Origin of the sequence: Pseudomonas sp. FP818 (genome assembly GCF_030687335.1) — a bacterium.
GTDB lineage: Bacteria > Pseudomonadota > Gammaproteobacteria > Pseudomonadales > Pseudomonadaceae > Aquipseudomonas > Aquipseudomonas shahriarae.
In genome coordinates this window covers 842,105-868,179 of sequence record NZ_CP117427.1, presented here as the reverse complement: position 1 = coordinate 868,179, position 26,075 = coordinate 842,105, and the positions used below count along the sequence as shown (strand labels likewise).

Below are 26,075 nucleotides of genomic sequence, written 5' to 3'. Positions count from 1 at the left end.
TAAAGGCGCGGTTCTTCGGAACCGTAAACCCGTGCCATACTCCAAGGCACTCCTGATCGACATAGATGGCGTCACCCATGCCCAAAGGATTGATTCGCGCCACAGGCGCCTTGCTGACCGCCCTTGCACTCTACAGCTTGCTGGGCTTTTTGATTCTGCCCGGTATTGCGCTTCGCGTGGCCAACCAACAGTTGGCCAATTACGCTACCGTGCCGGCCCGTATCGAGCGTATCGAGCTCAACCCGTTCAGCCTGGAACTGACCCTCTGGGGCCTGAAAATCGGTGAGCCGGGCAAGGAACAGGTGGGCTTTGAACGCCTCTATGCCAACCTGCAGATCGACAGCCTCTGGACCCGCGCCCTGCACCTGGCCGATGTGCAGTTGGACAAGCCGAAGACCGAAATCCTCTTCGACAAGACCGGTACCCTCAACCTGGCCCAACTGTTCAAGTTGCCGCCGAGCGAACCGACCCCCGATGACCCCGAAAGCAAACCGTTCCCGCTGCGCATCGAACGCATCAAGCTGGCGAGCGGTTACGTGCACTTCGAAGACGTGCGCCCCAGCGAGCCTATCGAGTTCCTCTACGACAAACTCGACTTCGAGCTGAAAAACCTCAGCACCCTGCCCGAAGACAATGCCGACATGACCCTGGTCGCCGCTGGCCCCGAGGGCGGGCAGATCGACTGGACCGGCAATTTCAGCCTGGTGCCGATCGCCTCTGAGGGTAAGTTGAAGGTCACAGATGGCAAGATGAAAGTCTGGTGGCCCTATGTGCGGGACGCCGTGCCCCTGGTCTTGGAAGACGGCACCCTTAATTTCAGTACCGACTACAAGCTGAACCTGGCCAAAGAAACCGAACTGAACCTGACCAACGTCTCGGCGAGCATCGCGCCGTTCGCGATCAAGGCCCCGGATGGCCGGCCACTGGCCCGCCTGGAGCGCCTGGATGTCAGCGAAACCTCGATCGACCTGGCCAAGCAGCAAGTGATCGTGGGCAAAATCCGCAGTAACAAGCTCGAAACCTGGGCCGCCCGTGAAGCCGATGGCCAACTGGACTGGCAGAAACTGTTCGCCAGCCAGCCGAGCAAGCCAGCCACCAAGCCTGAACCAGCAAGCGCTCCCGCCGCGGCCGATTCGCCAAAACCCGAGTCGACAGCGCCGAGCAAGCCTTGGCAAGTGCTGCTCAAGGATGTGCAACTGCGTAACTATCAGGTGCACTTGGCTGATCGCCAGGTAAAACCTGCGGTGGCCCTGGAGCTGGGCCCGCTGAATGTCGATGTACAAGACTTCGACAGCCTCAATCAAAGCCCCTTCACCCTCAAGATCGACAGTGGCCTGGGCAAGCAGGGCAAGATCCAGGCGAGCGGCCAGGTCAACCTGAACCCGGTCAGCGCCAAGTTGAAAGTCGACACCAAGGATATCGACCTGCGGGTTGCCCAGTCCTATATCAGCCCCTTTATCCGCCTGGAACTGCGCAGCGGCATGCTCGGCAGTAACCTCGATGTGAACCTCAAGAGCACCGAGCCCCTCGCGCTGCAGATCACCGGCCGCGCCCAAGTGGATCAGCTGCACACCCTGGACACGCTCAAGACCCGCGACTTCCTCAAGTGGCAGCGACTGGTGGTGGAAGGCTTGAACTACCAGCACGGCAACAGCCTGTCGATCGACAAGATCAACCTGCTGCAACCCTATGCGCGCTTTATGATCAACGATGATCGCACCACCAACGTCGATGACCTGCTGATCCCACAGCCTGCCGACAGTGGCGCCAAATCGACGGCCAAATCCAGCGCGAGCAATGAAAAACCCCTGGGCATCCGTATCGGGCAGATCGCGATCAATGACGGCTCGGCCAACTTTGCCGACTTCAGCCTGACGCCGAACTTTGCCACGGCGATCCAGCAACTCAATGGCCAGATCGGCACCATCGACAGCCGCCAGGCCAAACCCGCCAGCGTGGACATCAAGGGTAAGGTTGACCGCTATGCACCCGTGACGATCAAGGGCAGCGTCAACCCGTTTGACCCGATGGCCGCGCTGGACATCGCCACCAGCTTCAAACGCGTCGAGCTGACCACCCTGACACCGTACTCGGGCAAGTTTGCCGGGTTCCGTATCCGTAAGGGCCGGCTCAACCTGGACCTGCACTACGTGATCACCAAGGGCCAGTTGAAGGCCGAGAACAAGGTGGTGGTAGAGCAACTGCAACTGGGCGAGAAAGTCGACAGCGCGGACGCGGTGGACCTGCCGATTCGCCTGGCAATTGCCCTGCTCAAGGACACTGACGGCAAGATCTCCATCGAGTTGCCGGTGACCGGCGACTTGAACAACCCGCAGTTCAGTGTGATGCCGATCGTCTGGCAGACCCTGCGCAACCTGGTAGTGCGCGCGGCAACGGCGCCGTTCAAGTTCATTGGCGGGCTGGTGACCGGTGGAGGCTCGCAAGACCTGGGCAACGTGTCGTTCGCCGCAGGCTCCAGCGCCCTGAGCAAAGACGCCGAGTCGGCCCTCAACAGCCTCGCCAAAGCCCTCAAGGAGCGCCCTGCCCTGCGCCTGGAAATCGAAGGCACTGCGGCAGCCAGCAGCGATGGTCCGTTCCTGGCCGCCGAGCGGCTTGAGCGTGAGTATCAGTACAACTACTACAAGATACTCCAGCGCCGTGGCGATAAAGTCCCGGCCCAGGCGTCATTGCTTGTAGTACCGGAAAAGGAAAAGGCGCCACTGCTCGAAGGCATCTATCGCACCCGCTTGAAGCAACAGCCACCGGCTGAGTGGAAAGACCTGGGCAGCGATGAGCGCTCGGCGAAGCTGCGCGACGGCGTGATCAAGTTCTGGAGCGGCAGTGATGTGCTGCTACGCAAACTGGGCCAGGACCGCGCGAGTGCAATCAAGGACTATCTGGTCGACAAGGGCCAGTTGGAAGACGATCGGGTGTACTTCATTGATGCCAGCCTCGGCCAGGCCGAGAAAGATGGCCGGGTAATTACGCCAATGCACCTGGATGCCGAGTAACTACCGGCACCATAAGTCCAAAGTGTGGGAGCTGGCTGCCTGCTCCCACACTTGATCTGCATAATCCGCAGACATGTATTCCCCGCCACAATAAAACGGGCCCCGACACAAGTGTCGGGGCCCGTAGTGACCACATCCCTGTGGTCGGTCGCATGAACCTGTAAGGTGCATTGAGCGGATATCTGCCTCGCTCGTGGCCGCCTTGCCTAAGTCCAGTCGAGTCGTTGCGCGTTACTCTGCTTTCAGGCCGTCGGCCGATACAGCTTTAACGCCTTTGATTTTCTTGGCGATGGCTACTGCCATTTCCTTTTGTGCATCAGTCACAGCAACAGTGGAGGACAGGGAGACCACACCTTTGTTGGTTTCGACTTTGATGTCGGTGCCAGGAATGCCTTTCTCGGTAACCAGGTCAGCTTTGACTTTAGTGGTGATCCAGGTATCGGTGGTCGCTTCTTTGGCCTTGTCCACTTCACCGGCGGCTACAACCATTGGAGCCTGGGAAGTTTGGGCGAACGCAACGTTAGCCATGGTCAGGGTCAGCGCGGTGGCAGTTGCAGCAGCGATAGCGAACTTCTTCATACGAGTAACTCCTGTTTTTTCGAAGGTCTGCAGCGTTTCAACGTTAATGCTGCAGGGTTACCAGTACTGTTGCAGGCGCTGTGCCAACTTTCGCATAAGAATAAAAACCTTTAAATTCAATAGCTTATGTTTTTTGTCGAAATTCAGAATCGTGCAACTTGCATGAAGCCCATCGTGCCTGCATGCAAGTTGCGGCTTTTGTCCTGGGCTAAACGGCTGATTTACCTTCACTTTCCTGCAGCCCAAAAAAAAGGACTCCGAAGAGTCCTCTTTTTCAGCGTAAAGCCTGGGAGTAATTAAACGCCCGAAGCCTTGGCTGCTGCTACGTCCTTGATGGACAGCTTGATACGGCCGCGGTTGTCCACGTCCAGTACCAGCACTTCCACTTCCTGGCCTTCTTTCAGGATGTCGGTCACTTTCTCTACGCGAGCATCGCTCAGCATGGAGATGTGAACCAGACCGTCCTTGCCCGGCAGGATGTTGACGAACGCGCCGAAGTCGACGATGCGCTCAACCTTACCGACGTAGATCTTGCCGATCTCGGCTTCAGCGGTGATGCCCAGGACGCGCTGGCGTGCAGCTTCAGCCGCTTCCTTGGTTTCGCCGAAGATCTTGATCGAACCGTCGTCTTCGATGTCGATCGAAGCCTTGGTTTCTTCACAGATCGCACGGATGGTCGCGCCGCCTTTACCGATGACATCACGGATTTTGTCGGTGTCGATTTTCATCGCGATCATGGTCGGAGCATTTTCCGACAGCTCGGTGCGGGACTGACCAATGATCTGGTTCATCTGGCCGAGGATGTTCAGGCGCGCTTCCAGGGCTTGGCCCAGAGCGATTTCCATGATTTCTTCGGTGATGCCCTTGATTTTGATGTCCATCTGCAGCGCGGTAACACCTTTGGCGGTACCGGCTACTTTGAAGTCCATGTCGCCGAGGTGGTCTTCGTCACCCAGGATGTCGGTCAGGACGGCGAACTTCTCGCCTTCTTTAACCAGACCCATGGCGATACCGGCAACTGGCGCCTTCATCGGCACACCAGCGTCCATCAATGCCAGGGAAGCACCGCAAACGGAAGCCATGGAGCTGGAACCGTTGGACTCGGTGATTTCCGACACCACACGGATGGTGTACGGGAACACGTCGGCGGCAGGCAGCATGGCTGCAATCGAACGACGGGCCAGGCGGCCGTGACCGATTTCGCGGCGACCAGCACCCCCCATGCGACCACACTCACCTACCGAGAACGGAGGGAAGTTGTAGTGAAGCATGAACGGGTCTTTTTTCTCGCCTTCCAGGGTGTCCAGCAGTTGTGCGTCACGGGCAGTACCCAGAGTCGCGACTACCAGGGCCTGGGTTTCACCACGGGTGAACAGGGCCGAACCGTGGGTCTTCGGCAGAACGCCGACTTCAATATTCAGCGGACGTACGGTGCGGGTGTCGCGACCGTCAATACGTGGCTTGCCGTTAACGATATTTTCGCGAACGGTGCGGTATTCGATTTCGCCGAAGGCTGCTTTGACTTCGCTGGAAGAAGGCTGGCCTTCTTCACCGGACAGCTTGGCAACAACCTGATCCTTCAGTTCACCCAGGCGAGCGTAACGGTCGGCCTTGATGGTGATGGTGTAGGCGTCGGAGATCGCAGCACCGAACTCGGAGCGGATAGCGCCCAGCAGTTCAGTGGCTTCTGGCTGAGGAGCCCAGGTCCAGGTCGGCTTGGCGGCTTCGGCAGCCAGTTCTTTAACAGCGTTGATCACAACCTGGAACTCGTCGTGAGCAAACAGTACAGCGCCCAGCATCTGGTCTTCGGTCAGCTCTTTGGCTTCCGATTCAACCATCAACACGGCTTCCGAAGTACCGGCAACGACCATGTCCAGGCTCGAAGCTTTCTGTTGTTCGTAAGTTGGGTTCAGCAGGTAGCCGGTGCTTTCGTGGAAAGCAACGCGAGCTGCGCCGATCGGGCCATCGAAAGGAATACCGGAGATGGCCAGGGCAGCCGAGGTGCCGATCATCGCAGCGATGTCCGGATCGGTCTTCTTGCTGGTGGAAACGACGGTGCAGACAACCTGCACTTCGTTCATGAAGCCTTCTGGGAACAGCGGACGGATCGGACGGTCGATCAGTCGGGAAGTCAGGGTTTCTTTCTCGGAAGGACGGCCTTCGCGCTTGAAGAAACCACCAGGGATCTTACCGGCAGCGTAAGTCTTTTCCTGGTAGTGAACGGAAAGAGGGAAGAAGCCTTTGCTTGGGTCAGCGGTCTTGGCGCCTACAACGGTTACCAATACGGTAACGTCGTCGTCAACGGTGACCAGCACTGCGCCGGAGGCTTGACGGGCAATACGGCCTGTCTCGAGGGTAACGGTCGACTGACCGAACTGGAATTTTTTGATTACCGGGTTCACGGTGTCCTACCTTCTTTGTGGCTCTTGGGGAACTTGTCTTCTTGCGAAATTCTTGGGCAATGTCGGGAATCGGCCCAACCCTTGTCCAGGGTAAAACGTGTATCCAGATAAAACTTGAGGCTGGGAGCCTGCCATGGGCCAGCGGGAAACCCACTGACACACGGCAAACAACCAACCTCTAGCGCAATCGCTGATTAGCGACGCAGACCCAGGCGACCGATCAGAGCCTGGTAACGGCCCAGATCCTTGCCTTTCAGGTAGTCCAGCAACTTACGGCGCTGGTTTACCATGCGGATCAGACCACGACGGGAGTGGTGATCTTTACCGTTGGCCTTGAAGTGACCCTGCAGCTTGTTGATGTTGTGGGTCAGCAGTGCAACTTGCACTTCTGGCGAACCAGTGTCACCAACAGCTTGCTGATAGTCAGCTACGATTTGTGCTTTTTCTTGAACGTCGAGAGCCATGAGGCAATCCTTTTTTCAGGAAACCACCCAAAGGGCAGTTTCAACAGGCCAGGGACAAATCCCTGTATCTAAAAATGAGTGTTGACCGTGCCTGTTAACAGCCACACTCGTTCGGTCATTCTGACCGAATCAGCCGACGCGGCGCGATGCGCCCGTCTTCGCTCACTTCACCGATACCGATAAAGCGACCGTTATGATCTTGTACCCGCACCATGCCGAACTTCGGAGCATCCGGTGCGCGGACCGGCTGGCCGTTGAGCCAGTAGAACGCGCTGTGTTCCGAGAAGTGCAGCAATGGCCAATCCAGCAAACCGCTGTCCGATGGCATCAGGAAGCGATCAACTGCTTCATTGCCGCCTTCGGCATGTACAGCTTCCAACTCTTCCAACGTGACCGTCTGGGCCAGGGTGAAAGGGCCAGCCTGGGTGCGTCGCAGTTCTGCAACGTACGCGCCGCAACCGAGCTGTTCACCAATATCTTCCACCAGGGTACGGATATAGGTGCCTTTGCTGCAGTCCACGGCCAAGCGGGCGGTGTCGCCTTCACAGGCGAGCAATTCCAAGCGCGTAATAGTAACAGAACGCGGTTCACGCTCCACTACTTCGCCCGCACGTGCCAGCTTGTAAAGAGGCTGGCCATCACGCTTGAGAGCCGAGTACATCGGCGGTATCTGACTGATTTGCCCACGAAAAGCGGGTAAGGCAGCCTCGATATCTGCACGACCAACGGTCACGTCGCGAACCTGCAGAACATCACCTTCGGCGTCTGCCGTGGTGGTGGTCTTGCCCAGCTGCATAAGGGTTTCGTAACCCTTGTCCGAATCGAGCAGGTATTGCGAGAACTTGGTGGCCTCGCCAAAGCACAATGGCAACACGCCAGTAGCCAGGGGGTCGAGGCTACCAGTGTGCCCGGCCTTTTCGGCATTGAGCAGCCAGCGGACCTTCTGCAACGCCGCATTGGAGGTAAAACCAATGGGCTTGTCGAGCAGGATGATGCCGCTGACGTTACGACGGATACGTTTGACCTGAGCCACCGCTTACTCCTTGGCGTCTTCAGGTGTGGACGGATGCTGATTGTCTTCAGCCACGGCGCGCTCGATCAGGGCCGACAGGTGCGCACCACGCACGACGCTTTCGTCGTAGTGGAAGTGCAACTGGGGCACGCTGCGCAGCTTCATCTCACGGGCCAACTGCATACGCAGGAAACCTGCAGCGGAGTTGAGCACCTTGATGCTTTGCGCGATTTCTTCGCTGTTGTCCTGACCCATCACGGTGATGAAGATCTTGGCGTGACCGACGTCACGGCTCACTTCAACAGCGGTGATGGTGACCAGGCCAACGCGCGGGTCTTTGACTTCGCGACGGATCAGTTGGGCCAGCTCGCGCTGCATCTGATCGCCGATACGTTGGGTACGGCTGTATTCTTTTGCCATGTCTTGTTACCTGTTACTGCCACACGGTGAAACCCGTGGGGTCTGAAAGCGGCAAACGCCCGGCCTGACAAAAGCCAGACCGGGCGTTGCGTTTAGAGTCCGGACACTGCGCGGGGCATTTGCATGCCCACACGCGGCGTGGCTCCTGAAGTGCGCGAGTTAGAGGCTGCGAGCAACCTGAACCTTCTCGTAGACTTCGATCTTGTCGCCAGGCTTGACGTCGTTGTAGCTCTTGACGCCAATACCGCATTCCATGCCGGCACGTACTTCGGAAGCGTCATCCTTGAAGCGGCGCAGGGATTCCAGCTCGCCTTCGAAGATAACGATGTCTTCACGCAGTACACGGATTGGACGGTTACGGTGCACAGTACCTTCGATAACCATGCAACCGGCGATCGCGCCAAACTTCGGCGAACGGAACACGTCACGGACTTCGGCGACACCCAGGATATTTTCCCGAACGTCACTGCCAAGCATGCCGGTGAGGGCTTTCTTGACGTCTTCGATGATGTCGTAGATGACGTTGTAGTAACGCATGTCCAGGCCTTCCTGCTCGACGATCTTCCGTGCGCCAGCATCGGCACGCACGTTGAAGCCGAACAGTACAGCGTTGGAAGCCAGTGCCAGGTTGGCGTCGGATTCGGTGATACCACCGACACCGCCACCGACAACACGCACTTGCACTTCGTCGTTACCCAGGCCGTTCAAGGCGCCGTTCAACGCTTCGAGGGAACCACGGACGTCAGATTTGAGGACGATGTTAAGCGTCTTCTTCTCTTCCTGGCCCATGTTCTCGAAGATGTTTTCCAGCTTGCCGGCGTGAGCACGGGCCAGCTTGACTTCGCGGAACTTGCCTTGACGGAACAGAGCCACTTCACGGGCTTTCTTCTCGTCGGCAACTACGCTCATCTCGTCGCCAGCGTCCGGGGTACCGTCCAGGCCGAGAATCTCGACAGGGATGGCTGGACCGGCTTCCTTGATTGGCTTGCCGTTCTCGTCGAGCATGGCACGTACACGGCCGTAGTTCGAACCGACCAGCACCATGTCGCCTTGGCGCAGGGTACCGTCTTGAACCAGAACGGTCGCAACCGGGCCACGGCCCTTGTCGAGGCGGGATTCAACCACAACACCACGGCCAGGAGCCGATGGGGTAGCGGTCAGTTCCAGGACCTCGGCTTGCAACAGGACTGCTTCGAGCAGTTCGTCAACGCCGGTACCCATCTTCGCCGAGACCGGTACGAATGGAGTGTCGCCACCCCACTCTTCGGAAGTCACGCCATGAACCGACAGTTCGCTACGGATGCGATCGAGATCAGCGCCCGGCTTGTCGATTTTGTTCACGGCAACCACCAGCGGCACGCCAGCTGCTTTAGCATGCTGAACGGCTTCGATGGTTTGCGGCATCACGCCGTCGTCCGCTGCAACCACCAGGATCACGATGTCGGTCGCCTTGGCACCACGGGCACGCATGGCGGTAAACGCGGCGTGACCAGGGGTGTCGAGGAACGTCACCATGCCACGGTCGGTTTCAACGTGGTAGGCACCGATGTGCTGGGTAATGCCGCCGGCTTCGCCCGCTGCAACCTTGGCACGACGGATGTAGTCGAGCAGGGAAGTCTTACCGTGGTCAACGTGGCCCATGACGGTCACGACTGGAGCACGGGAAACCGCTTCACCTTCAAACTTCAGGGACTCGGCCAGGGAATCTTCCAGGGCGGTGTCGCTGACCAGGGTCACTTTGTGGCCCAGCTCTTCAGCAACCAGCTGGGCAGTTTCCTGGTCCAGTACCTGGTTGATGGTGGCTGGAGTACCCAGCTTGAACATGAACTTGATGATTTCAGCAGCCTTGACCGACATCTGCTGAGCGAGATCGCCAACAGTGATGGTCTCGCCGATCTTCACTTCACGCACGACAGGGCCGGTTGGGCTCTGGAAACCGTGGGCGTTGCGTTTCTTCAGCTTGGCCTTGCCGCGACCACCACGACGGAAGCCATCGCTTTCTTCGTCGGTAGTCCGTGGGGCAACGCGCGGAGCAGGCGCTTTCTCTTTGACCGAAGCACGATGTGGAGCGTTTTTACGCTCGCCATCGCCACCGCCGCTACGACGATTGTTATCGTCGGCACGTGGTTTGTCCGGACGACGAGGTTCGTCGCGCTTGCGAGCGTCAGCAGCAGGCGCTGGTGCAGCGGCAACCGGAGCGGCCTCACGCACAGCTTCTACAGGCGCGCTAGGCGCAGCGACTGCGTCAGTACCAGCAGGTTGCGCAGCAGCAGGCTGGCGACGCGCTTCTTCTTCGGCGCGACGCTTGGCTTCTTCTTCAGCCTTCTGACGTGCAGCATTTTCTACTGCGCGACGTTCGTCCATCTCGCGTTTGCGCTCGGCTTCGATTTCTTCCGGGCTGCGCTGTACGAAGACTTTCTTCTTACGCACTTCAACGCTGATGCTCTTGCTACCAGCCACCCGCAGGGTGCTGGTTGTTTTGCGCTGCAATGTAATCTTGCGCGGTTCTTCCACTTTCGCCTTGTGGCTGCTTTTCAAGTGAGTCAGCAACGATTGCTTCTCACTGTCGCTCACATGTTCCTCGGCGGCGGTGTGCGGCAGACCTGCCTCACGCATCTGCTGCAACAGGCGCTCTACCGGTGTTTTGACCTCATCGGCCAGTTGTTTCACCGTGACTTGCGTCATGCACTTCTCTCCTCAGGCCGCGCCTAATTACTCGAACCAATGGGCTCGGGCGGCCATGATCAACTTGCCGGCACGATCATCGTCAATGCCGTCGATGTCGAGCAGGTCGTCAATAGACTGCTCGGCCAGGTCTTCGCGGGTAATTACGCCGCGCACCGCCAGTTCCATCGCCAAATCCTTGTCCATACCCTCAAGCGAGAGCAGGTCTTCGGCCGGATGGGCGTCTGCCAGCTTTTCCTCAGTAGCGATGGCTTTAGTCAACAAGCGATCCTTGGCCCGAGCGCGAAGCTCGTTGACGGTGTCTTCGTCAAAGCCGTCGATGTTGAGCATTTCCTCCACCGGTACGTAGGCAATCTCTTCCAGGCTGGTAAAGCCTTCATCTACCAGCACCTGTGCCAGATCTTCGTCGACTTCCAGCTCATCGATGAAGTTGCGCAGGATGTCGCCGGTTTCTGCTTGCTGCTTAGCCTGGATGTCCGATTCGGTCATGACGTTCAGGGTCCAGCCAGTCAACTGGCTGGCCAGACGCACGTTCTGACCACCGCGACCGATGGCCTGGGCCAGATTGTCTGCGCCAACGGCGATGTCCATTGCATGGGCATCCTCGTCAACAATAATTGCCGCGACTTCAGCCGGGGACATGGCGTTGATCACGAACTGCGCCGGGTTATCGTCCCACAGCACGATATCCACACGCTCACCGCCCAATTCGCCCGACACTGCCTGGACGCGCGAACCGCGCATACCAATGCAAGCACCCTGCGGGTCGATGCGTTTGTCCTTGGAGCGGACCGCGATCTTAGCGCGCGAACCCGGGTCGCGGGACGCAGCCATGACTTCGATCAGGCCTTCGGCAATTTCCGGCACTTCGATACGGAACAGCTCGATCAACATTTCCGGCGCGGTACGCGACAGGATCAGTTGAGGGCCACGGTTCTCAGTGCGGATTTCCTTGAGCAGCGCACGCAAACGCACGCCGACACGGAAGGTTTCGCGGGAAATGATGTCTTCACGGGCCAGCAACGCTTCAGCATTGTTACCTAGATCGACGATCACGTTGTCGCGGGTCACTTTCTTCACGGTGCCGGAGATGATTTCCCCCAGGCGCTCGCGATAGGCGTCAACGACTTGAGCGCGCTCGGCTTCACGGACCTTTTGCACAATGACTTGCTTGGCAGTCTGTGCAGCGATGCGGCCGAACTCGATGGACTCGATCTTTTCCTCGACGACGTCACCCACCTGGGCGCCCGGATGCGTTTGCGCAACCTTGCTTGGCCAGGTTTCGATGGCCGGATCATCAAGATCGGCTTCTTCAACGACTGTCCAGCGACGGAAAGTCTCATAAGCTCCGGTGTGGCGATTGATTTCCACACGCAGATCAACTTCGTCTTCAAAACGCTTTTTGGTAGCAGTGGCCAGGGCCAACTCCAGCGCTTCAAAAATCACGTTAGCCGGTACGCCCTTTTCATTGGATACCGACTCAACAACCAGCAGTACTTCTTTGCTCATCGTACGCCTCGCCTTTCGCAAGCCATTGGATCCGCGGGATCCGCAGTTTCTGGCACGTCTCAGTCAAAACTGGGAATAATGTTGGCCTTGTCGATCATATCGATCGGCAACAGGAACTCGTGGTCTTCTACCTGCACCACTACATCCTGTTCTTCTACACCGCGCAGAAGGCCCTGAAAGTTGCGTCGCCCTTCGAAAGGGGATCGCAGCTTGATCTTCACTTGTTCACCGACATATTTAGCAAACTGCTCAATAGTGAACAGTGGGCGTTCCATGCCTGGCGAGGAAACTTCGAGGGTGTATTCAACGGCGATCGGATCTTCAACATCCAGGACACCGCTGATCTGACGGCTGACGATGGCACAATCGTCCACCAGCACACCGCCCTCTTTATCGATATAAACGCGCAACATTGAGTGGCGACCTTGAGCCGAAAACTCAATACCCCAGCATTCATAGCCTAGGGCCACGACCACCGGGGCCAGCAAGGCCTGCAACTCTTCTAGCTTGCTCGACACCTGAACCCCCTCGTGCATGTATGTGCATGCTGTGCAAAATAAAAAAAATGGGCGAAACGCCCATCCTTGAAACGCCGTCGAACAGCGGCGTTGAAAGTGTCCAGCTAACAAAAAGCCCCTTAAAAGGGGCTCCGCTAAAACTGGTTGCGGGGGCCGGATTTGAACCGACGACCTTCGGGTTATGAGCCCGACGAGCTACCAGACTGCTCCACCCCGCGACAAAGCTGGGGCGGAAGTAATACGACCGATCCCTTACAGGGTCAATGTAACCTTCCACCTACAAGAAAGCCCGCAACAGCGGGCTCTCCTGATAATTGGTACCGAGAAGGGGACTCGAACCCCTACACCCTATGGGCACAACCACCTCAAGGTTGCGTGTCTACCAATTCCACCACCTCGGCAATACAGCGTTTACAACCTTCTTACTTCTGCTCTTGAGCTGGAGGCACGTCAGTCGCTGGAGTAGCCGACTTTTGCTCTTGAAGCACCGGGACATCATCAGAAGCCGGTTTTGCTTTTGGAACTTCCAACACTGCTGGATCTGGCAAACCTGCTTGAGTCAGCACATGAGCTTTCTCTTTAGCAAAGTAACCTAACCCCAGGCTGGTTATGAAGAAACCGGCGGCAAGTATAGCAGTAAACTTACTAAGAAAGGTAGAGGAACCTTGGCTTCCGAACACAGTATTTGAAGCACCTGCCCCGAAAGACGCACCAGCGTCCGCACCTTTACCCTGTTGCAGCAATACCAGGGCAACAACGCCCAGTGCACCCAACAGATGAAAAACGACTACGACTGTTTCCAGCATTTTCTCAGTTTCCCGCGGCGCGACAAATCGCACCGAACTCATCTGCATTCAGGGAAGCTCCACCAATGAGCCCCCCATCGATATCCGGCATGCCGAACAGTTCGACCGCATTGGCCGCCTTCACGCTGCCGCCGTATAGAAGCCGCACACCTTGTGCGACCTCAGAATTCTCTGCCGCCAACTGCGCGCGGATGGCTGCGTGCACATCCTGCGCCTGTTGCGGTGTAGCAGTCAGCCCGGTGCCAATGGCCCAGACCGGCTCGTAAGCAATCACTGCCTTTGCAAACGCACCAACACCCAGCTCCTCGATAATGCTGCCCAGCTGACGCGAGACAACTTCAAGAGTCTTGCCCGATTCACGCTGCTCAAGGGTCTCCCCTATGCACAACACCGGAATCAAGCCACAAGCCTGTGCTGCTGCGAACTTGCGATTGAGTATCCCATCACGTTCGCCCATCATCTGACGGCGCTCGGAGTGCCCAACAAGCACATAGGAACAACCCGCATCCACCAGCTGACTCGGTGCAATCTCACCGGTCAACGCACCCTGCATGGCTTCCACCGCAGAATTCTGCGCGCCGACCTGGATCGACTTGCCTTTCAAGCCATCAACCACTTGGTTGATATGCAAGCAAGGCGGGAATACCGCGATATCAACACCGCTCGGCAGGGCCAGGTGACGAAGGCCATTGACCAGCTCAGCGACACTGGCGCGGGTACCGTGCATCTTCCAGTTACCAGCTACCATAGTGCGACGCATGCTGTACCTCGTCGGTCAAAGTGGGCGCAGATGTTACCCAACCACATCAACACTGGCAAGCCGAATTCAGGCGCAAACTTCAGTTACCAGTTTTGCCAGCTCTTCGGCGTAGCCGCGAACCTGTGTTTCATCATCGCCTTCGACCATCACACGCACCAAAGGCTCGGTCCCCGACTTGCGCAACAAGACCCGACCACGCCCCGCCATAGCGACGGTAACGCGCTCACAGGCTTCCTTGATCGCCGGGTGCTCGATAGGGTTTTCGCCACCCGAAAAGCGCACATTGAGCAGCACCTGCGGGCACTTGCGCAGCGCCTGGCGCGCCAGGGCCAGGCTTTCGTCACGCCGACGCAGGGCCAACAGCACCTGCAGCGCCGCAATGATCGCATCCCCGGTCGTGGTGTGCTGGAAGCACACGACATGCCCCGAATTCTCGCCACCTACCAGCCAGTTGCGCTCCAGCAGCTCGGCAATCACGTAGCGGTCGCCCACATTGGCCCGCACGAACGGGATCCCCAGGTCTGCCAGGGCCAGCTCCAGCCCCAGATTACTCATCAGGGTACCGACCACGCCACCTTGCAGCTTGTTACGCTCATGCAGGTCGCGGGCAATGATGAACAGCAGGTCGTCACCGTCGACGATGGCGCCGGTATGATCGACCATCAACACGCGGTCACCGTCGCCATCGAAGGCAATACCCAGGTCCGCGTGCTCGGCCAATACCGCTGCCTGCAATTGACCCATATGGGTCGAACCACAGTTATCGTTGATGTTCAGGCCGTTGGGCTGGGCCGACAGCACTGTAACCTCGGCACCCAACTCCTTGAATACACTCGGAGCAACCTTGTAGGTTGCACCATGGGCACAGTCGATGACCACCTTGAGCCCGGCAAAATTAGTGCTGGTAGGCACGCTGCTTTTGCAGAATTCGATATAACGGCCAGACGCATCGTTAATCCGTGAGACCTTGCCCAGCTTGCTCGATTCGACGACGGTCATCGGCGCATCCAGCAACTCTTCAATCATGTGCTCGATCGCGTCCGGCAGCTTGGTGCCCTGGCCCGAGAAGAATTTGATGCCATTGTCATCATGGGGATTGTGCGAGGCACTGATCACAATACCGGCTTCAGCGTGAAAGGTACGCGTCAGGTAAGCGATCGCCGGCGTAGGCATCGGCCCCAGCAACATCACATCTGCCCCGGCGGCAGACAGGCCCGCCTCCAGCGCAGACTCGAACATATAGCCAGAAATCCGCGTGTCCTTACCCACCAGGATGCGGCATGCCCCCATGCTGCGGAAGGCCATCCCGGCCGCCCAGCCCAGCTTGAGCATAAAGTCCGGAGTGATCGGGAATTCGCCGACCCGACCACGAATACCGTCGGTGCCAAAATATTTCTTTGTCATAAGTGCTCCATCATTCTTATTCGGCTGATTCTACTGCTTCGATCATCCGTACAACGTCAACTGTCTCGGCCACATCGTGCACCCGCAGAATACGCGCGCCCTTGGCCACGGCAAGCGCCGCCAGGGCCAGGCCGCCATACAGACGCTCACCCACAGGGCGATTCAAGGCCATGCCTATCATGCTCTTGCGCGACACCCCAACCAACAGGGGGCGACCAAGGGCATGCAGCGATTCCATATGTTTGAACAGGCTCAGATTGTGCTGCAGGGTTTTGGCAAAACCAAACCCGGGATCGAGAATGATCCGCTCAGGGGCAATTCCCACAGCGGCGCATTGGGCAATGCGATCGACAAGAAATTCCGTCACTTCTGCGACCAGGTGATCATAGTGCGGCGCGTCCTGCATCGTCCCGGGCTCGCCGAGCATATGCATCAGGCAGACAGGCAACCCGGTGGCCGCCGCCGCATCCAGCGCGCCGTCGCGCTGCAGCGAGCGCACGTCATTGATCAGCCCGGCCCCAAGCCGCGCGGTTTCGCGCATGACCGCCGGGGTCGAGGTGTCTACCGAAATGATGACATCCAGTTCGCGGTGAATACGCTCGACAATCGGCGCAACACGCTCCATTTCCTCCACAGGGGAAACAGCACGCGCGCCAGGCCGGGTCGATTCGCCCCCCACATCAATAATGGTCGCACCTGCAGCTACCATTGCCGCCGCATGGCGCAACGCCGCATCCAACTGGCTGAAGCGACCACCATCGGAAAAGGAATCAGGGGTTACATTGAGAATGCCCATTACATGCGTATGGGCCAAATCAAGAACCCGGTTGCCGCAAGGCAACCGGGCGGAGGACAACACAGAAGTCATTTCAAGCCTTAAAGGTCGGCAGCCGGGCCGCCGATTGGGTTTTCCGGGCGTTCGTTCTGTACCACTGGCGGTGTGCCTGAAGTACCCGAACCACCTTCCCAATCACGAGGCTCGCGAGGCGTACGACCAGCCATGATGTCGTCGATCTGCTCGGCATCAATGGTCTCGTACTTCATCAGGGCATCGGCCATGGCGTCGAGCTTGTCACGGTTATCGGTGAGGATCTGCTTGGCCGTGCCGTAGCACTGGTCAATGATGCTGCGCACTTCAGAGTCGATCAGCTTGGCAGTCTCGCCGGAGAAGCTGGCACTTTGACCGCCACCACCACGACCCAGGAACACTTCGCCTTCTTCCTCGGCATACATCAGCGGGCCGAGTTTTTCGGACAGGCCCCACTTGGTAACCATATTCCGGGCAATCTGGCTGGCACGCATGATGTCGTTGGAAGCGCCGGTGGTCACACCGTCAAAGCCCAAGGTCATCTCTTCAGCGATACGACCGCCGTACAGCGAGCAGATCTGACTGATCAGAGCGCGCTTGGAGAGGCTGTAACGATCCTCTTCCGGCAGGAACATGGTGACACCCAGTGCCCGGCCGCGAGGAATGATCGACACTTTGTAGACCGGGTCGTGCTCAGGCACAACGCGACCGACAATGGCGTGACCAGCCTCGTGATAAGCAGTGTTCTGCTTCTCTTTCTCGGACATGACCATGGATTTGCGCTCGGCACCCATCATGATCTTGTCTTTGGCCAGCTCGAATTCTTTCATCTCGACAATGCGCTTGCCGGTACGGGCAGCGAACAGCGAGGCCTCGTTCACCAGGTTGGCCAGGTCGGCACCGGAGAAACCAGGGGTACCGCGGGCAATCACGCCTGGAGCGACGTCGTCGCCCATTGGCACTTTGCGCATGTGGACCTTGAGAATCTGCTCGCGGCCACGGATATCTGGCAAGCCAACCACAACCTGTCGGTCGAAACGGCCCGGACGCAGCAGCGCCGGGTCAAGTACGTCAGGACGGTTGGTGGCGGCAATCACGATGATGCCGTCATTCATTTCAAAGCCGTCCATCTCGACCAGCAACTGGTTGAGGGTCTGCTCACGCTCGTCATGACCACCGCCCATGCCCGCACCACGATGGCGACCGACAGCGTCGATTTCGTCGATGAAGATGATGCATGGCGCGTGCTTCTTGGCCTGCTCGAACATGTCACGCACACGGCTGGCGCCCACACCGACGAACATCTCGACGAAGTCGGAACCGGAAATGGTGAAGAACGGCACCTTGGCTTCGCCGGCAATCGCCTTGGCGAGCAGGGTTTTACCGGTACCCGGAGGACCGACCATCAGTACACCGCGAGGAATACGGCCACCCAGGCGCTGAAACTTGCCCGGATCGCGCAGGAACTCGACCAACTCGCCAACTTCTTCCTTGGCTTCGTCGCAACCGGCAACGTCAGCCAGGGTGGTTTTTACCTGGTCTTCGGAAAGCAGGCGGGCCTTGCTCTTGCCGAAGCTCATCGGTCCGCCCTTGCCCCCTGCGCCGCCTTGCATCTGGCGCATGAAGAACATGAACACGGCGATAATCACCAGGATCGGGAAGCTGGCCACCAGGAGCTGGGTCCAGATGCTCTGCTGCTCAGGCTGCTTGCCCTCAACGACCACCTTGTTGTCCACCAGGTCGCCGATCAGACCATTGTCCTGGATCGCCGGACGGATGGTCTTGAAGCTGTCGCCATCGTTGCGCTTGCCAGTGATCACGTAGCCATCAACCGCTACGCGCTCGACCTTGCCATCCTTAACTTGCTGGATGAAGTCGGAATAGTTGAGGGTCTGCGGCTCGTTAGGGCTGGAGAAGTTGTTCATCACCGTCACCAGGACAGCCGCGATGATCAACCACAGGATCAGATTCTTTGCCATATCGTTCAATTAACTACCCTCTGAAGCAAGCTCCGCTACTGGCGCGCGCTTCGCATGATATTCACCGGCCTAACTTACTACATTACCTACAACTCTGGCAGGCGCCGTCTGTAACCCTTTGTGAAACTTTGACTACACAATATTCGTAAAGCTTCGTGACGAAAGCGATATAAAAAAACCTATCGACTCCCTTAAAACCTTTAAAGACGCTCATCACTGGCAGCGCCTTCGACACCGCGATAGCCGCGGCCCAGCAAATACTGCTCGCGAGACCTGTCCCTCGAGGAGTCAGGCTTGCGGGTCTGCACCTTGTCGAACAGCTTGCGCATGTTCTTGTGGTACTCGTCAAAACCTTCCCCAAGGAAGACCTTGACCAGAAAATCACCACCCGGACGCAGAACCCTTCCTGCCAGATCCAGTGCCAATTCGCACAGGAACATGGCGCGTGGCATATCCACGGCTGGTAATCCACTCATATTGGGGGCCATATCCGAAATCACAAGGTCTACCTGCGAATTTCCGACAGCCTCGAGGATCTGTGCCAGTACATCATCACGGGTAAAGTCGCCATGCACGAAGGTCACATCAGGGATGCTATCCATTTCCAGGATATCGGAAGCGATCAAACGGCCTTGCCCACCAATCAGACGACTGGTCACCTGGGACCAGCCACCGGGGGCTGCGCCGAGATCAATTACGCTCATGCCGGGACGGATCAACCGGTCCTTTTCCTGGATTTCCAGCAGCTTGTAGCTGGCCCGGGAACGGTAGCCATCCTTTTGCGCCTTTTTGACGTAAGGATCGTTGAAATGCTCTTTAAGCCAATTAAGGCTAGTTTTGGAACGGGCCACGGGCCACCTCGAAAATAAAACGGGTCGTGATTAACTGGGCGGTCCCGGACTCGCTCGGGTAAACTGGCCGCCGCTTTTTACAAGATCAGACGCAGGGGTCAGATTATGCCGCTCACTCAAGAGCAGAAGAAACAGTACAAATCCATTGGCCACCATCTGAAACCAGTTTTGATTGTGGCCGACAACGGTTTGACTGAAGGTGTGTTAGCCGAACTTGAACGCGCATTAGGCGATCACGAGCTGATCAAGATCAAGGTCAACATCCTTGATCGCGAAGCGCGCCTGGCCGCCATTGCAGAACTGTGCAAGGTGGGCAAAGCGGACCTGGTTCAGGTCATCGGCAAGATGGCGCTGCTGTATCGCAAGAATTTCAGCGCCAACAAGCAACTGTCGAACGTTCATCGCTTCAAATGATGCAAGGGTCACGGGCGCGCTTCGCGCGCCCTGCCACTCCATCCCGGCGCAGGCTGTACCACCAGCACCAAGCCAGAAAACCCTAGCACAAGATAGCTGAACAGCTGCCAGCGCAACGCTTCCGGCAGCAATATGCGCACCACGCAATACATTGCGCACGCATACAGCGCCATCAACAGCAGTTGCCCGCGCATATCCCGCCACAAACTCCCCAAGCCCTCGGCCTTGACCAGCACCAATGCCTGGAGAATCACGCACGCCGCCGCAAATCCCACCAGCAGCGCACTCAATAATCCGCCGATCTCATCGATCAGCAACGGCGCCAGGCCAATCATGCCCAGCACCGGCAATACACCAAGATGCAACAGCCATAGCCCGCCAACCCAAAGCATCTGGGCCAACTGCCAAAGCATGGCGCCCGCTCGAAGCGGGCGCCGTTTTTCAGATGTGACGAACTTCGACAATCTCGTACTCGATCACGCCACCGGGCGTCTTGACGGCCACCACATCACCCTCTTCCTTGGCAATCAAGGCGCGGGCCAGGGGCGAACCGACGGAGATCTTGCCGAGCTTGAAGTCAGCCTCGTCCTCACCCACGATGTGGTAAGTCACGCTTTCATCCGTCTCGACGTTGGCGATTTCTACAGTCGTGCCGAAAATCACCTTGCCGGTCTTGGGAATAGTCGTGACATCAATGATGACCGCATTCTGCATGCGCCCTTCGATATCACGGATCCGCGCCTCGACCATCCCCTGCTGCTCACGGGCAGCATGGTATTCGGCGTTTTCCTTCAAGTCGCCCAGCTCACGGGCCGTACCGATGTCCTGGCTCAGCTTTGGACGTACGACCTTGGTCAGATGGGCGTGCTCCTCTTCCAGGGCCTTGGCGCCCTGGACAGTCATTGGGTATTTGATCATGCCTTCAATCCTGCGTGTAAATCCTGCAAGCGACGCACGGTCTTTTCCGGACCGAACTTGAGCGCTTCACAGATGGCTTCGCCAGCAGCAATGGTGGTGGTGCAGTAGATCTTGTGCTGCAAGGCGTTACGACGAATGGAGTAGGAATCCGCGATCGACTGGCGACCTTCGGTGGTGTTGATGATCAGGGTGACTTCGTCATTCTTGATCATATCGACCACGTGCGGACGACCTTCCGTTACCTTGTTCACGCGACGCACTTTCAGGCCCGCGGCTTCAATCAGCTTGGCGGTCCCGGCGGTGGCCACGACTTCGAAGCCCAAGTTGATCAGATCACGGGCCACGCCTGCAACCAGCGGCTTGTCATCATCACGCACGCTGATAAACGCAGTACCGCCGGTCGGCAGCACTTCGCTGGCGCCCATCTGGGCCTTGGCGAATGCTTCGCCGAAGGTATCGCCCACGCCCATCACTTCACCGGTGGACTTCATCTCTGGGCCCAGGATCGGGTCCACACCAGGGAATTTGGCGAATGGGAATACCGCCTCTTTCACGCTGTAGAAGTTCGGGATGATTTCCTTGGTGAAGCCGATTTCCTTCAAGGTCTTACCGGCCATGACACGGGCGGCAATCATCGCCAGGGACACACCGATGCACTTGGAAACAAACGGCACGGTACGCGAAGCACGCGGGTTGACTTCGATGACGTAGATGTCTTCGCCTTGCAGCGCCAACTGTACGTTCATCAGGCCGACCACGCCCAGCTCCAGAGCCATTTTCTTGACCTGCTCGCGCATCTCGTCCTGGATGTGCAGCGGCAGCGAGTACGGCGGCAGGGAGCACGCGGAGTCACCGGAGTGAACACCCGCCTGCTCGATGTGCTGCATGATCGCGCCGATCACCACGTCGGTACCGTCGCAGACCGCATCCACATCCATCTCGATGGCGCAGTTGAGGAAGTGATCCAGCAGCACCGGGCTGTCGTTGGACACTTTCACCGCATCACGCAGGTAACGCTTGAGTTCTTCTTCTTCGTAGACGATTTCCATCGCCCGGCCGCCCAGCACGTAGGACGGACGCACCACCAACGGGTAGCCGATCTTGCTGGCTGCACGGATGGCTTCGTCTTCGCTGCGCACGGTCGCGTTTGGCGGCTGGCGCAGGTTCAGGCGTTCGACCATTTGCTGGAAGCGCTCACGGTCTTCGGCACGGTCGATGGCGTCAGGGCTGGTACCGATGATCGGCACGCCAGCCGCTTCCAGGGCACGCGCCAGTTTCAGCGGAGTTTGCCCGCCATACTGCACGATCACGCCTTTTGGCTTCTCGACGCGACAGATTTCCAGCACGTCTTCCAGCGTTACCGGCTCGAAGTACAGGCGGTCGGAAGTGTCGTAGTCAGTGGAAACAGTTTCCGGGTTGCAGTTGACCATGATGGTCTCGTACCCGTCTTCGCGCAGGGCGAGGGCGGCGTGTACGCAGCAGTAGTCGAACTCGATGCCCTGACCGATACGGTTTGGACCGCCGCCCAGGATGATGATCTTGTCGCGGCCCGACGGCGCGGCTTCGCACTCTTCCTCGTAGGTGGAGTACAGGTACGCGGTGTCGGTGGCGAACTCTGCGGCGCACGTGTCAACACGCTTGTAGACCGGGAAGATGTCCAGTTTGTGGCGGTGGGTGCGCAGGTTTTTCTCGGTCACGCCCAGCAGTTTGGCCAGACGCTGGTCGGAGAAGCCTTTGCGCTTGAGACGGAACATCAGGTCGCGGTCGATAGAGGAAAGACCCAGGGTCTTGACCTTCTCTTCTTCCTTGATCAGATCTTCGATCTGCACCAGGAACCACGGATCAATCATGTTCATGCCGAAGATGTCTTCGACGGTCATGCCCGCGCGGAAGGCGTCAGCCACGTACCAGATACGCTCGGCGCCCGGCACGGTCAGCTCGCGCTTGAGGATGCTCATGCTTTCCGGATTGCTCAGGTCGAGCTTCTCATCCAGACCGCAAACGCCCACTTCCAGGCCACGCAGGGCTTTCTGCAGGGACTCCTGGAATGTCCGGCCAATGGCCATGACTTCACCGACCGACTTCATCTGAGTGGTCAGGCGGGCGTCGGCTTTCGGGAACTTCTCGAAAGCGAAGCGTGGCAGCTTAGTGACTACGTAGTCGATCGACGGCTCAAAGGACGCCGGCGTAGCGCCGCCAGTGATTTCGTTTTGCAGCTCGTCCAAGGTGTAACCGATCGCCAGCTTGGCAGCGATGCGCGCAATCGGGAAGCCGGTAGCTTTTGATGCCAGCGCCGAAGAACGCGACACACGCGGGTTCATCTCGATCACGACCATACGGCCTGTGTTCGGGCAAATACCGAACTGAACGTTGGAACCACCGGTTTCAACGCCGATCTCACGCAGTACCGCCAACGAGGCGTTACGCATGATCTGGTATTCCTTGTCCGTCAGGGTTTGCGCAGGAGCAACGGTGATCGAGTCACCGGTGTGCACACCCATCGGGTCGAAGTTTTCGATCGAGCAGACGATGATGCAGTTGTCCTTTTTATCGCGGACAACTTCCATCTCGTACTCTTTCCAGCCGATCAGGGATTCGTCGATCAGCAGCTCTTTGGTCGGCGACAGATCCAGGCCGCGGGCGCAGATTTCTTCGAACTCTTCACGGTTGTAAGCGATACCGCCGCCGGTGCCGCCCATGGTGAAGGACGGCCGGATAATGCACGGGAAGCCGAGCTTTTCGAGAACCGCGTTGGCCTCTTCCATGCTGTGGGCGATACCCGAGCGCGGGCAATCAAGACCGATAGACTTCATGGCCTTGTCGAAACGCGAACGGTCTTCAGCCTTGTCGATGGTGTCGGCATTGGCGCCGATCATCTCTACGCCGAACTTTTCCAGGACGCCTTCGCGCTCCAGGTCCAGGGCGCAGTTCAGTGCAGTCTGGCCACCCATGGTCGGCAGCAGTGCGTCCGGACGCTCTTTCTCGATGATCTTGGCAACGGTCTGCCACTTGATCGGTTCGATGTAGGTGGCGTCGGCCATGTCCGGGTCGGTCATGATGGTGGCCGGGTTGGAGTTCACCAGGATGACGCGGTAACCCTCTTCGCGCAGGGCCTTGCAGGCCTGGGCGCCGGAGTAGTCGAATTCGCAGGCCTGGCCGATCACGATCGGGCCAGCGCCGAGAATCAGGATGCTTTTTATGTCTGTACGTTTTGGCATGGGTTTGTCACTCAAATCCGCAGGTCAGTCGGCAAGCCGTCTTGAACAATCTTTGAAGAGCCTGCGGGGGCCACCGAGAGTCGGGGCCGCCCGCAAGCCACTCAGTCAGCGTCGCTTGGCCATCTCATTGATGAAACGGTCGAACAGCGGCGCTACGTCGTTCGGGCCCGGGCTCGCTTCAGGGTGGCCCTGGAAGCTGAACGCGCTCTTGTCGGTGCGCTCGATACCCTGCAGGGAACCGTCGAACAGCGACTTGTGAATGGCACGCACGTTGGCCGGCAAGGTGGCTTCATCCACCGCAAAACCGTGGTTCTGGCTGGTGATCATCACGACACCGGTGTCCAGGTCTTGTACCGGGTGGTTGGCACCGTGATGGCCGTGGCCCATTTTCAGGGTCTTGGCGCCGGAGGCCAGGGCCAACAGCTGGTGGCCGAGGCAGATACCGAATACCGGGATCTCGGTGTCCAGCACTTCCTTGATGGCCTTGATCGCGTAGTCGCATGGCTCAGGGTCACCCGGGCCGTTGGACAGGAACACGCCATCCGGTTGCAGGGCCAGCACATCGCTGGCCGGGGTCTGGGCCGGGACCACGGTCACACGGCAACCGCGCTCGACCAGCATGCGCAGGATGTTGTACTTGATGCCGTAGTCGTAGGCCACGACGTGATACGGCAGCTCAGCCGCTTCGATGGTCGCGTGGCTGTCGGTCTTCAAGTCCCAGACAGTGGAGCGCCACTCGTACTTCTCTTTGGTGCTGACGACTTTCGCCAGGTCCATGCCTTTGAGGCCAGGGAAGCCCTGCGCTGCAGCAATTGCCGCTTCTTCGGAAATATTGTCACCGGCCATGATGCAGCCGTTCTGCGAGCCTTTTTCACGCAGGATGCGTGTCAGGCGGCGCGTATCGATACCGGCGATCGCCACAACATTGTTGGCTTTCAGGTAATCGGACAGCGACATCGTGTTACGCCAGTTGCTCGCAACCAGTGGCAGGTCACGAATCACCAGACCGGCCGACCAGACACGATCAGACTCGACGTCTTCCGGTGTAGTACCGGTGTTGCCGATATGTGGATAAGTCAGGGTAACGATCTGTTGGGCGTAGGAAGGATCGGTAAGGATTTCCTGATAGCCGGTCATGGCGGTGTTGAACACCACCTCTCCAACGGTCTGACCGTCGGCTCCAATGGCTTCGCCGCGAAAAATGCTGCCATCAGCAAGGGCGAGTATGGCTGGCTTAGTCAAGAAGACCTCCCGTAAATAAAGCCTGAAAGGGCGATCGCAGGTTGCAAAAAAGCGGAGTGACGTATGGACACGTCACCCCGCTTCTTCACTGAATTATTCTGCGCGCTTTTAGTGGACACACTAAAGCTGTAGCTTACAGAAAAAGGCTTTTTGGGTCCACCGCTAATGAGTCGAAAAGGCAGGAGAATGCGACAGGACGTCGCTTAGCGGGTAAAAACGGGGCCCTAGAGTAATCCTCCGGGCCCGTTTTTGCTACTGATTAACGCAGATCCAGCACGTCTTGCATGTCGTAGAGACCCGCTTCGCGGCCCTCCAGCCACAATGCGGCACGCACCGCGCCCTTGGCGAAGGTCATGCGACTGGAAGCCTTATGGGTAATCTCCAGGCGTTCACCTTCGGCAGCAAACAGCACCGTATGGTCACCCACCACATCACCACCGCGCACAGTGGCAAAGCCAATGGTTTCACGCTCGCGCGCCCCGGTATGACCTTCGCGACCATACACCGCGACCTTCGACAGATCACGCCCCAAGGCATCGGCAATCACTTCGCCCATGCGCATGGCAGTGCCCGATGGCGCATCGACCTTGTGCCGGTGATGCGCCTCGATGATCTCGATATCCGCGTCATCACCCAACACCCTTGCCGCCATGTCGAGCAACTTCAGCGACAGGTTGACGCCCACACTGAAGTTGGCGGCAAACACGATAGGAATGTCCTTGCCTGCCGCGACGAGCAATTGCTTTTGCTCGGCATTCAGGCCCGTGGTACCGATAACCATGGCTTTGCCCGCCTTGCGGCAGAACGCCAGGTTTTTCAGCATCACTTCGGGCAGGGTGAAGTCGATCAATACATCGAACTCATCAGCCACCTGCTCCAGGCTGCCGGACAATGACACACCGATCCGCCCCAGGGAGGCCAGCTCGCCAACATCGGCGCCAATCAGCGTACTGCCGGGGCGTACGATCGCCGCAGTCAGCCCCGACAGGGGCGAGCGCTGCTGCACCGCCTCCACCAGGTTCTTGCCCATGCGCCCGGCGGCGCCCATCACTGCTATACGTCGCATATCCACGTC

At 58.2% G+C, this 26,075-nt stretch carries 21 protein-coding genes and 2 tRNA genes; 2 read left to right on the top strand and 21 right to left on the bottom strand.

Annotated elements, in window-relative coordinates:
• The first annotated feature begins 77 nt into the window (after positions 1–77).
• Positions 78–3,011 (top strand): DUF748 domain-containing protein, encoded by a 2,934-nt coding sequence (locus PSH80_RS03740; RefSeq protein WP_252117705.1) that lies wholly within the window; start codon positions 78–80, stop codon positions 3,009–3,011.
• Between the two features lie 231 nt (positions 3,012–3,242).
• Here PSH80_RS03740 and PSH80_RS03735 read toward each other — a convergent pair whose 3' ends face one another.
• The 16 genes from PSH80_RS03735 to rlmE all read right to left on the bottom strand — a co-directional run bounded on the left by PSH80_RS03735 (position 3,243) and on the right by rlmE (position 19,208).
• On the bottom strand, positions 3,243–3,590 hold the full coding sequence (locus PSH80_RS03735; protein WP_057960655.1) for a BON domain-containing protein: 348 nt from the start codon (positions 3,588–3,590) through the stop codon (positions 3,243–3,245).
• Positions 3,591–3,886: 296 nt separating this feature from the next.
• A complete protein-coding gene (gene pnp / locus PSH80_RS03730) occupies positions 3,887–5,992 on the bottom strand; it encodes a polyribonucleotide nucleotidyltransferase (RefSeq protein ID WP_057960656.1) in 2,106 nt (701 codons plus the stop codon).
• A 194-nt stretch (positions 5,993–6,186) separates the two neighbouring features.
• Positions 6,187–6,456: a 30S ribosomal protein S15 gene (rpsO, locus tag PSH80_RS03725; RefSeq protein ID WP_003176135.1), complete on the bottom strand. Its 270-nt coding sequence runs from the start codon at positions 6,454–6,456 to the stop codon at positions 6,187–6,189.
• Between the two features lie 115 nt (positions 6,457–6,571).
• Positions 6,572–7,489, bottom strand: coding sequence for a tRNA pseudouridine(55) synthase TruB (truB, locus tag PSH80_RS03720; RefSeq protein ID WP_060764100.1), 918 nt, complete (start codon positions 7,487–7,489; stop codon positions 6,572–6,574).
• Between the two features lie 3 nt (positions 7,490–7,492).
• Positions 7,493–7,888 (bottom strand): 30S ribosome-binding factor RbfA, encoded by a 396-nt coding sequence (rbfA, locus tag PSH80_RS03715; RefSeq protein ID WP_029298974.1) that lies wholly within the window; start codon positions 7,886–7,888, stop codon positions 7,493–7,495.
• Between the two features lie 159 nt (positions 7,889–8,047).
• Complete coding sequence (infB, locus tag PSH80_RS03710) at positions 8,048–10,573, bottom strand: translation initiation factor IF-2 (protein ID WP_057440169.1); 2,526 nt, start codon at positions 10,571–10,573, stop codon at positions 8,048–8,050.
• Between the two features lie 27 nt (positions 10,574–10,600).
• Entirely contained in the window at positions 10,601–12,082 is a 1,482-nt protein-coding gene (gene nusA / locus PSH80_RS03705) for a transcription termination factor NusA (RefSeq protein WP_038445977.1), read from the bottom strand.
• A gap of 59 nt (positions 12,083–12,141) precedes the next feature.
• Positions 12,142–12,600, bottom strand: coding sequence for a ribosome maturation factor RimP (gene rimP, locus PSH80_RS03700; RefSeq protein ID WP_032862957.1), 459 nt, complete (start codon positions 12,598–12,600; stop codon positions 12,142–12,144).
• Between the two features lie 141 nt (positions 12,601–12,741).
• Positions 12,742–12,818: transfer RNA gene (locus PSH80_RS03695), tRNA-Met, on the bottom strand.
• Positions 12,819–12,915: 97 nt separating this feature from the next.
• A tRNA-Leu gene (locus tag PSH80_RS03690) sits at positions 12,916–13,001 on the bottom strand.
• Between the two features lie 21 nt (positions 13,002–13,022).
• Positions 13,023–13,406, bottom strand: coding sequence for a preprotein translocase subunit SecG (secG, locus tag PSH80_RS03685; RefSeq protein ID WP_029298979.1), 384 nt, complete (start codon positions 13,404–13,406; stop codon positions 13,023–13,025).
• Between the two features lie 4 nt (positions 13,407–13,410).
• Entirely contained in the window at positions 13,411–14,166 is a 756-nt protein-coding gene (gene tpiA, locus PSH80_RS03680) for a triose-phosphate isomerase (protein ID WP_057960657.1), read from the bottom strand.
• A gap of 66 nt (positions 14,167–14,232) precedes the next feature.
• Positions 14,233–15,570, bottom strand: coding sequence for a phosphoglucosamine mutase (gene glmM / locus PSH80_RS03675; RefSeq protein WP_057440170.1), 1,338 nt, complete (start codon positions 15,568–15,570; stop codon positions 14,233–14,235).
• 16 nt (positions 15,571–15,586) lie between these two features.
• A complete protein-coding gene (gene folP, locus PSH80_RS03670; RefSeq protein ID WP_198792408.1) occupies positions 15,587–16,438 on the bottom strand; it encodes a dihydropteroate synthase in 852 nt (283 codons plus the stop codon).
• Positions 16,439–16,446: 8 nt separating this feature from the next.
• A complete protein-coding gene (gene ftsH, locus PSH80_RS03665) occupies positions 16,447–18,357 on the bottom strand; it encodes an ATP-dependent zinc metalloprotease FtsH (protein ID WP_029298988.1) in 1,911 nt (636 codons plus the stop codon).
• Positions 18,358–18,557: 200 nt separating this feature from the next.
• Positions 18,558–19,208, bottom strand: a complete 651-nt coding sequence (gene rlmE, locus PSH80_RS03660; RefSeq protein WP_038445965.1) for a 23S rRNA (uridine(2552)-2'-O)-methyltransferase RlmE — start codon at positions 19,206–19,208, stop codon at positions 18,558–18,560.
• Positions 19,209–19,313: 105 nt separating this feature from the next.
• Here rlmE and PSH80_RS03655 point away from each other — a divergent pair, with 105 nt between their 5' ends.
• Positions 19,314–19,622 carry a YhbY family RNA-binding protein gene (locus tag PSH80_RS03655; protein WP_029298992.1) on the top strand — a complete coding sequence of 103 codons (309 nt, stop codon included), beginning with the start codon at positions 19,314–19,316 and terminating at the stop codon, positions 19,620–19,622.
• Positions 19,623–19,630: 8 nt separating this feature from the next.
• Here the strand turns inward: PSH80_RS03655 and PSH80_RS03650 are convergent, their stop codons facing one another.
• The 5 genes from PSH80_RS03650 to dapB all read right to left on the bottom strand — a co-directional run bounded on the left by PSH80_RS03650 (position 19,631) and on the right by dapB (position 26,066).
• Positions 19,631–20,035, bottom strand: coding sequence for a hypothetical protein (locus PSH80_RS03650; RefSeq protein WP_057444151.1), 405 nt, complete (start codon positions 20,033–20,035; stop codon positions 19,631–19,633).
• Between the two features lie 28 nt (positions 20,036–20,063).
• Complete coding sequence (greA, locus tag PSH80_RS03645) at positions 20,064–20,540, bottom strand: transcription elongation factor GreA (RefSeq protein ID WP_032862903.1); 477 nt, start codon at positions 20,538–20,540, stop codon at positions 20,064–20,066.
• Positions 20,537–23,758 carry a carbamoyl-phosphate synthase large subunit gene (gene carB / locus PSH80_RS03640; RefSeq protein WP_057960660.1) on the bottom strand — a complete coding sequence of 1,074 codons (3,222 nt, stop codon included), beginning with the start codon at positions 23,756–23,758 and terminating at the stop codon, positions 20,537–20,539. Before carB ends, greA begins: the two co-directional genes overlap by 4 nt.
• 105 nt (positions 23,759–23,863) lie before the next feature.
• Positions 23,864–25,000, bottom strand: a complete 1,137-nt coding sequence (gene carA / locus PSH80_RS03635; protein WP_057440173.1) for a glutamine-hydrolyzing carbamoyl-phosphate synthase small subunit — start codon at positions 24,998–25,000, stop codon at positions 23,864–23,866.
• A gap of 259 nt (positions 25,001–25,259) precedes the next feature.
• Positions 25,260–26,066 (bottom strand): 4-hydroxy-tetrahydrodipicolinate reductase, encoded by an 807-nt coding sequence (dapB, locus tag PSH80_RS03630; RefSeq protein ID WP_057440174.1) that lies wholly within the window; start codon positions 26,064–26,066, stop codon positions 25,260–25,262.
• Positions 26,067–26,075: the final 9 nt, after the last annotated feature.

What these genes read in the sequence shown, in the direction of transcription:
- PSH80_RS03740 (WP_252117705.1), top strand. Translation starts at nt 78, where the DNA reads ATGCCCAAAGGATTGATTCGCGCCACAGGCGCCTTGCTGACCGCCCTT.
- PSH80_RS03735 (WP_057960655.1), bottom strand. Translation starts at nt 3,590, where the DNA reads ATGAAGAAGTTCGCTATCGCTGCTGCAACTGCCACCGCGCTGACCCTG.
- rpsO (WP_003176135.1), bottom strand. Translation starts at nt 6,456, where the DNA reads ATGGCTCTCGACGTTCAAGAAAAAGCACAAATCGTAGCTGACTATCAG.
- rbfA (WP_029298974.1), bottom strand. Translation starts at nt 7,888, where the DNA reads ATGGCAAAAGAATACAGCCGTACCCAACGTATCGGCGATCAGATGCAG.
- infB (WP_057440169.1), bottom strand. Translation starts at nt 10,573, where the DNA reads ATGACGCAAGTCACGGTGAAACAACTGGCCGATGAGGTCAAAACACCG.
- nusA (WP_038445977.1), bottom strand. Translation starts at nt 12,082, where the DNA reads ATGAGCAAAGAAGTACTGCTGGTTGTTGAGTCGGTATCCAATGAAAAG.
- secG (WP_029298979.1), bottom strand. Translation starts at nt 13,406, where the DNA reads ATGCTGGAAACAGTCGTAGTCGTTTTTCATCTGTTGGGTGCACTGGGC.
- tpiA (WP_057960657.1), bottom strand. Translation starts at nt 14,166, where the DNA reads ATGCGTCGCACTATGGTAGCTGGTAACTGGAAGATGCACGGTACCCGC.
- glmM (WP_057440170.1), bottom strand. Translation starts at nt 15,570, where the DNA reads ATGACAAAGAAATATTTTGGCACCGACGGTATTCGTGGTCGGGTCGGC.
- folP (WP_198792408.1), bottom strand. Translation starts at nt 16,438, where the DNA reads ATGACTTCTGTGTTGTCCTCCGCCCGGTTGCCTTGCGGCAACCGGGTT.
- ftsH (WP_029298988.1), bottom strand. Translation starts at nt 18,357, where the DNA reads ATGGCAAAGAATCTGATCCTGTGGTTGATCATCGCGGCTGTCCTGGTG.
- PSH80_RS03655 (WP_029298992.1), top strand. Translation starts at nt 19,314, where the DNA reads ATGCCGCTCACTCAAGAGCAGAAGAAACAGTACAAATCCATTGGCCAC.
- PSH80_RS03650 (WP_057444151.1), bottom strand. Translation starts at nt 20,035, where the DNA reads ATGCTTTGGCAGTTGGCCCAGATGCTTTGGGTTGGCGGGCTATGGCTG.
- greA (WP_032862903.1), bottom strand. Translation starts at nt 20,540, where the DNA reads ATGATCAAATACCCAATGACTGTCCAGGGCGCCAAGGCCCTGGAAGAG.
- carB (WP_057960660.1), bottom strand. Translation starts at nt 23,758, where the DNA reads ATGCCAAAACGTACAGACATAAAAAGCATCCTGATTCTCGGCGCTGGC.
- dapB (WP_057440174.1), bottom strand. Translation starts at nt 26,066, where the DNA reads ATGCGACGTATAGCAGTGATGGGCGCCGCCGGGCGCATGGGCAAGAAC.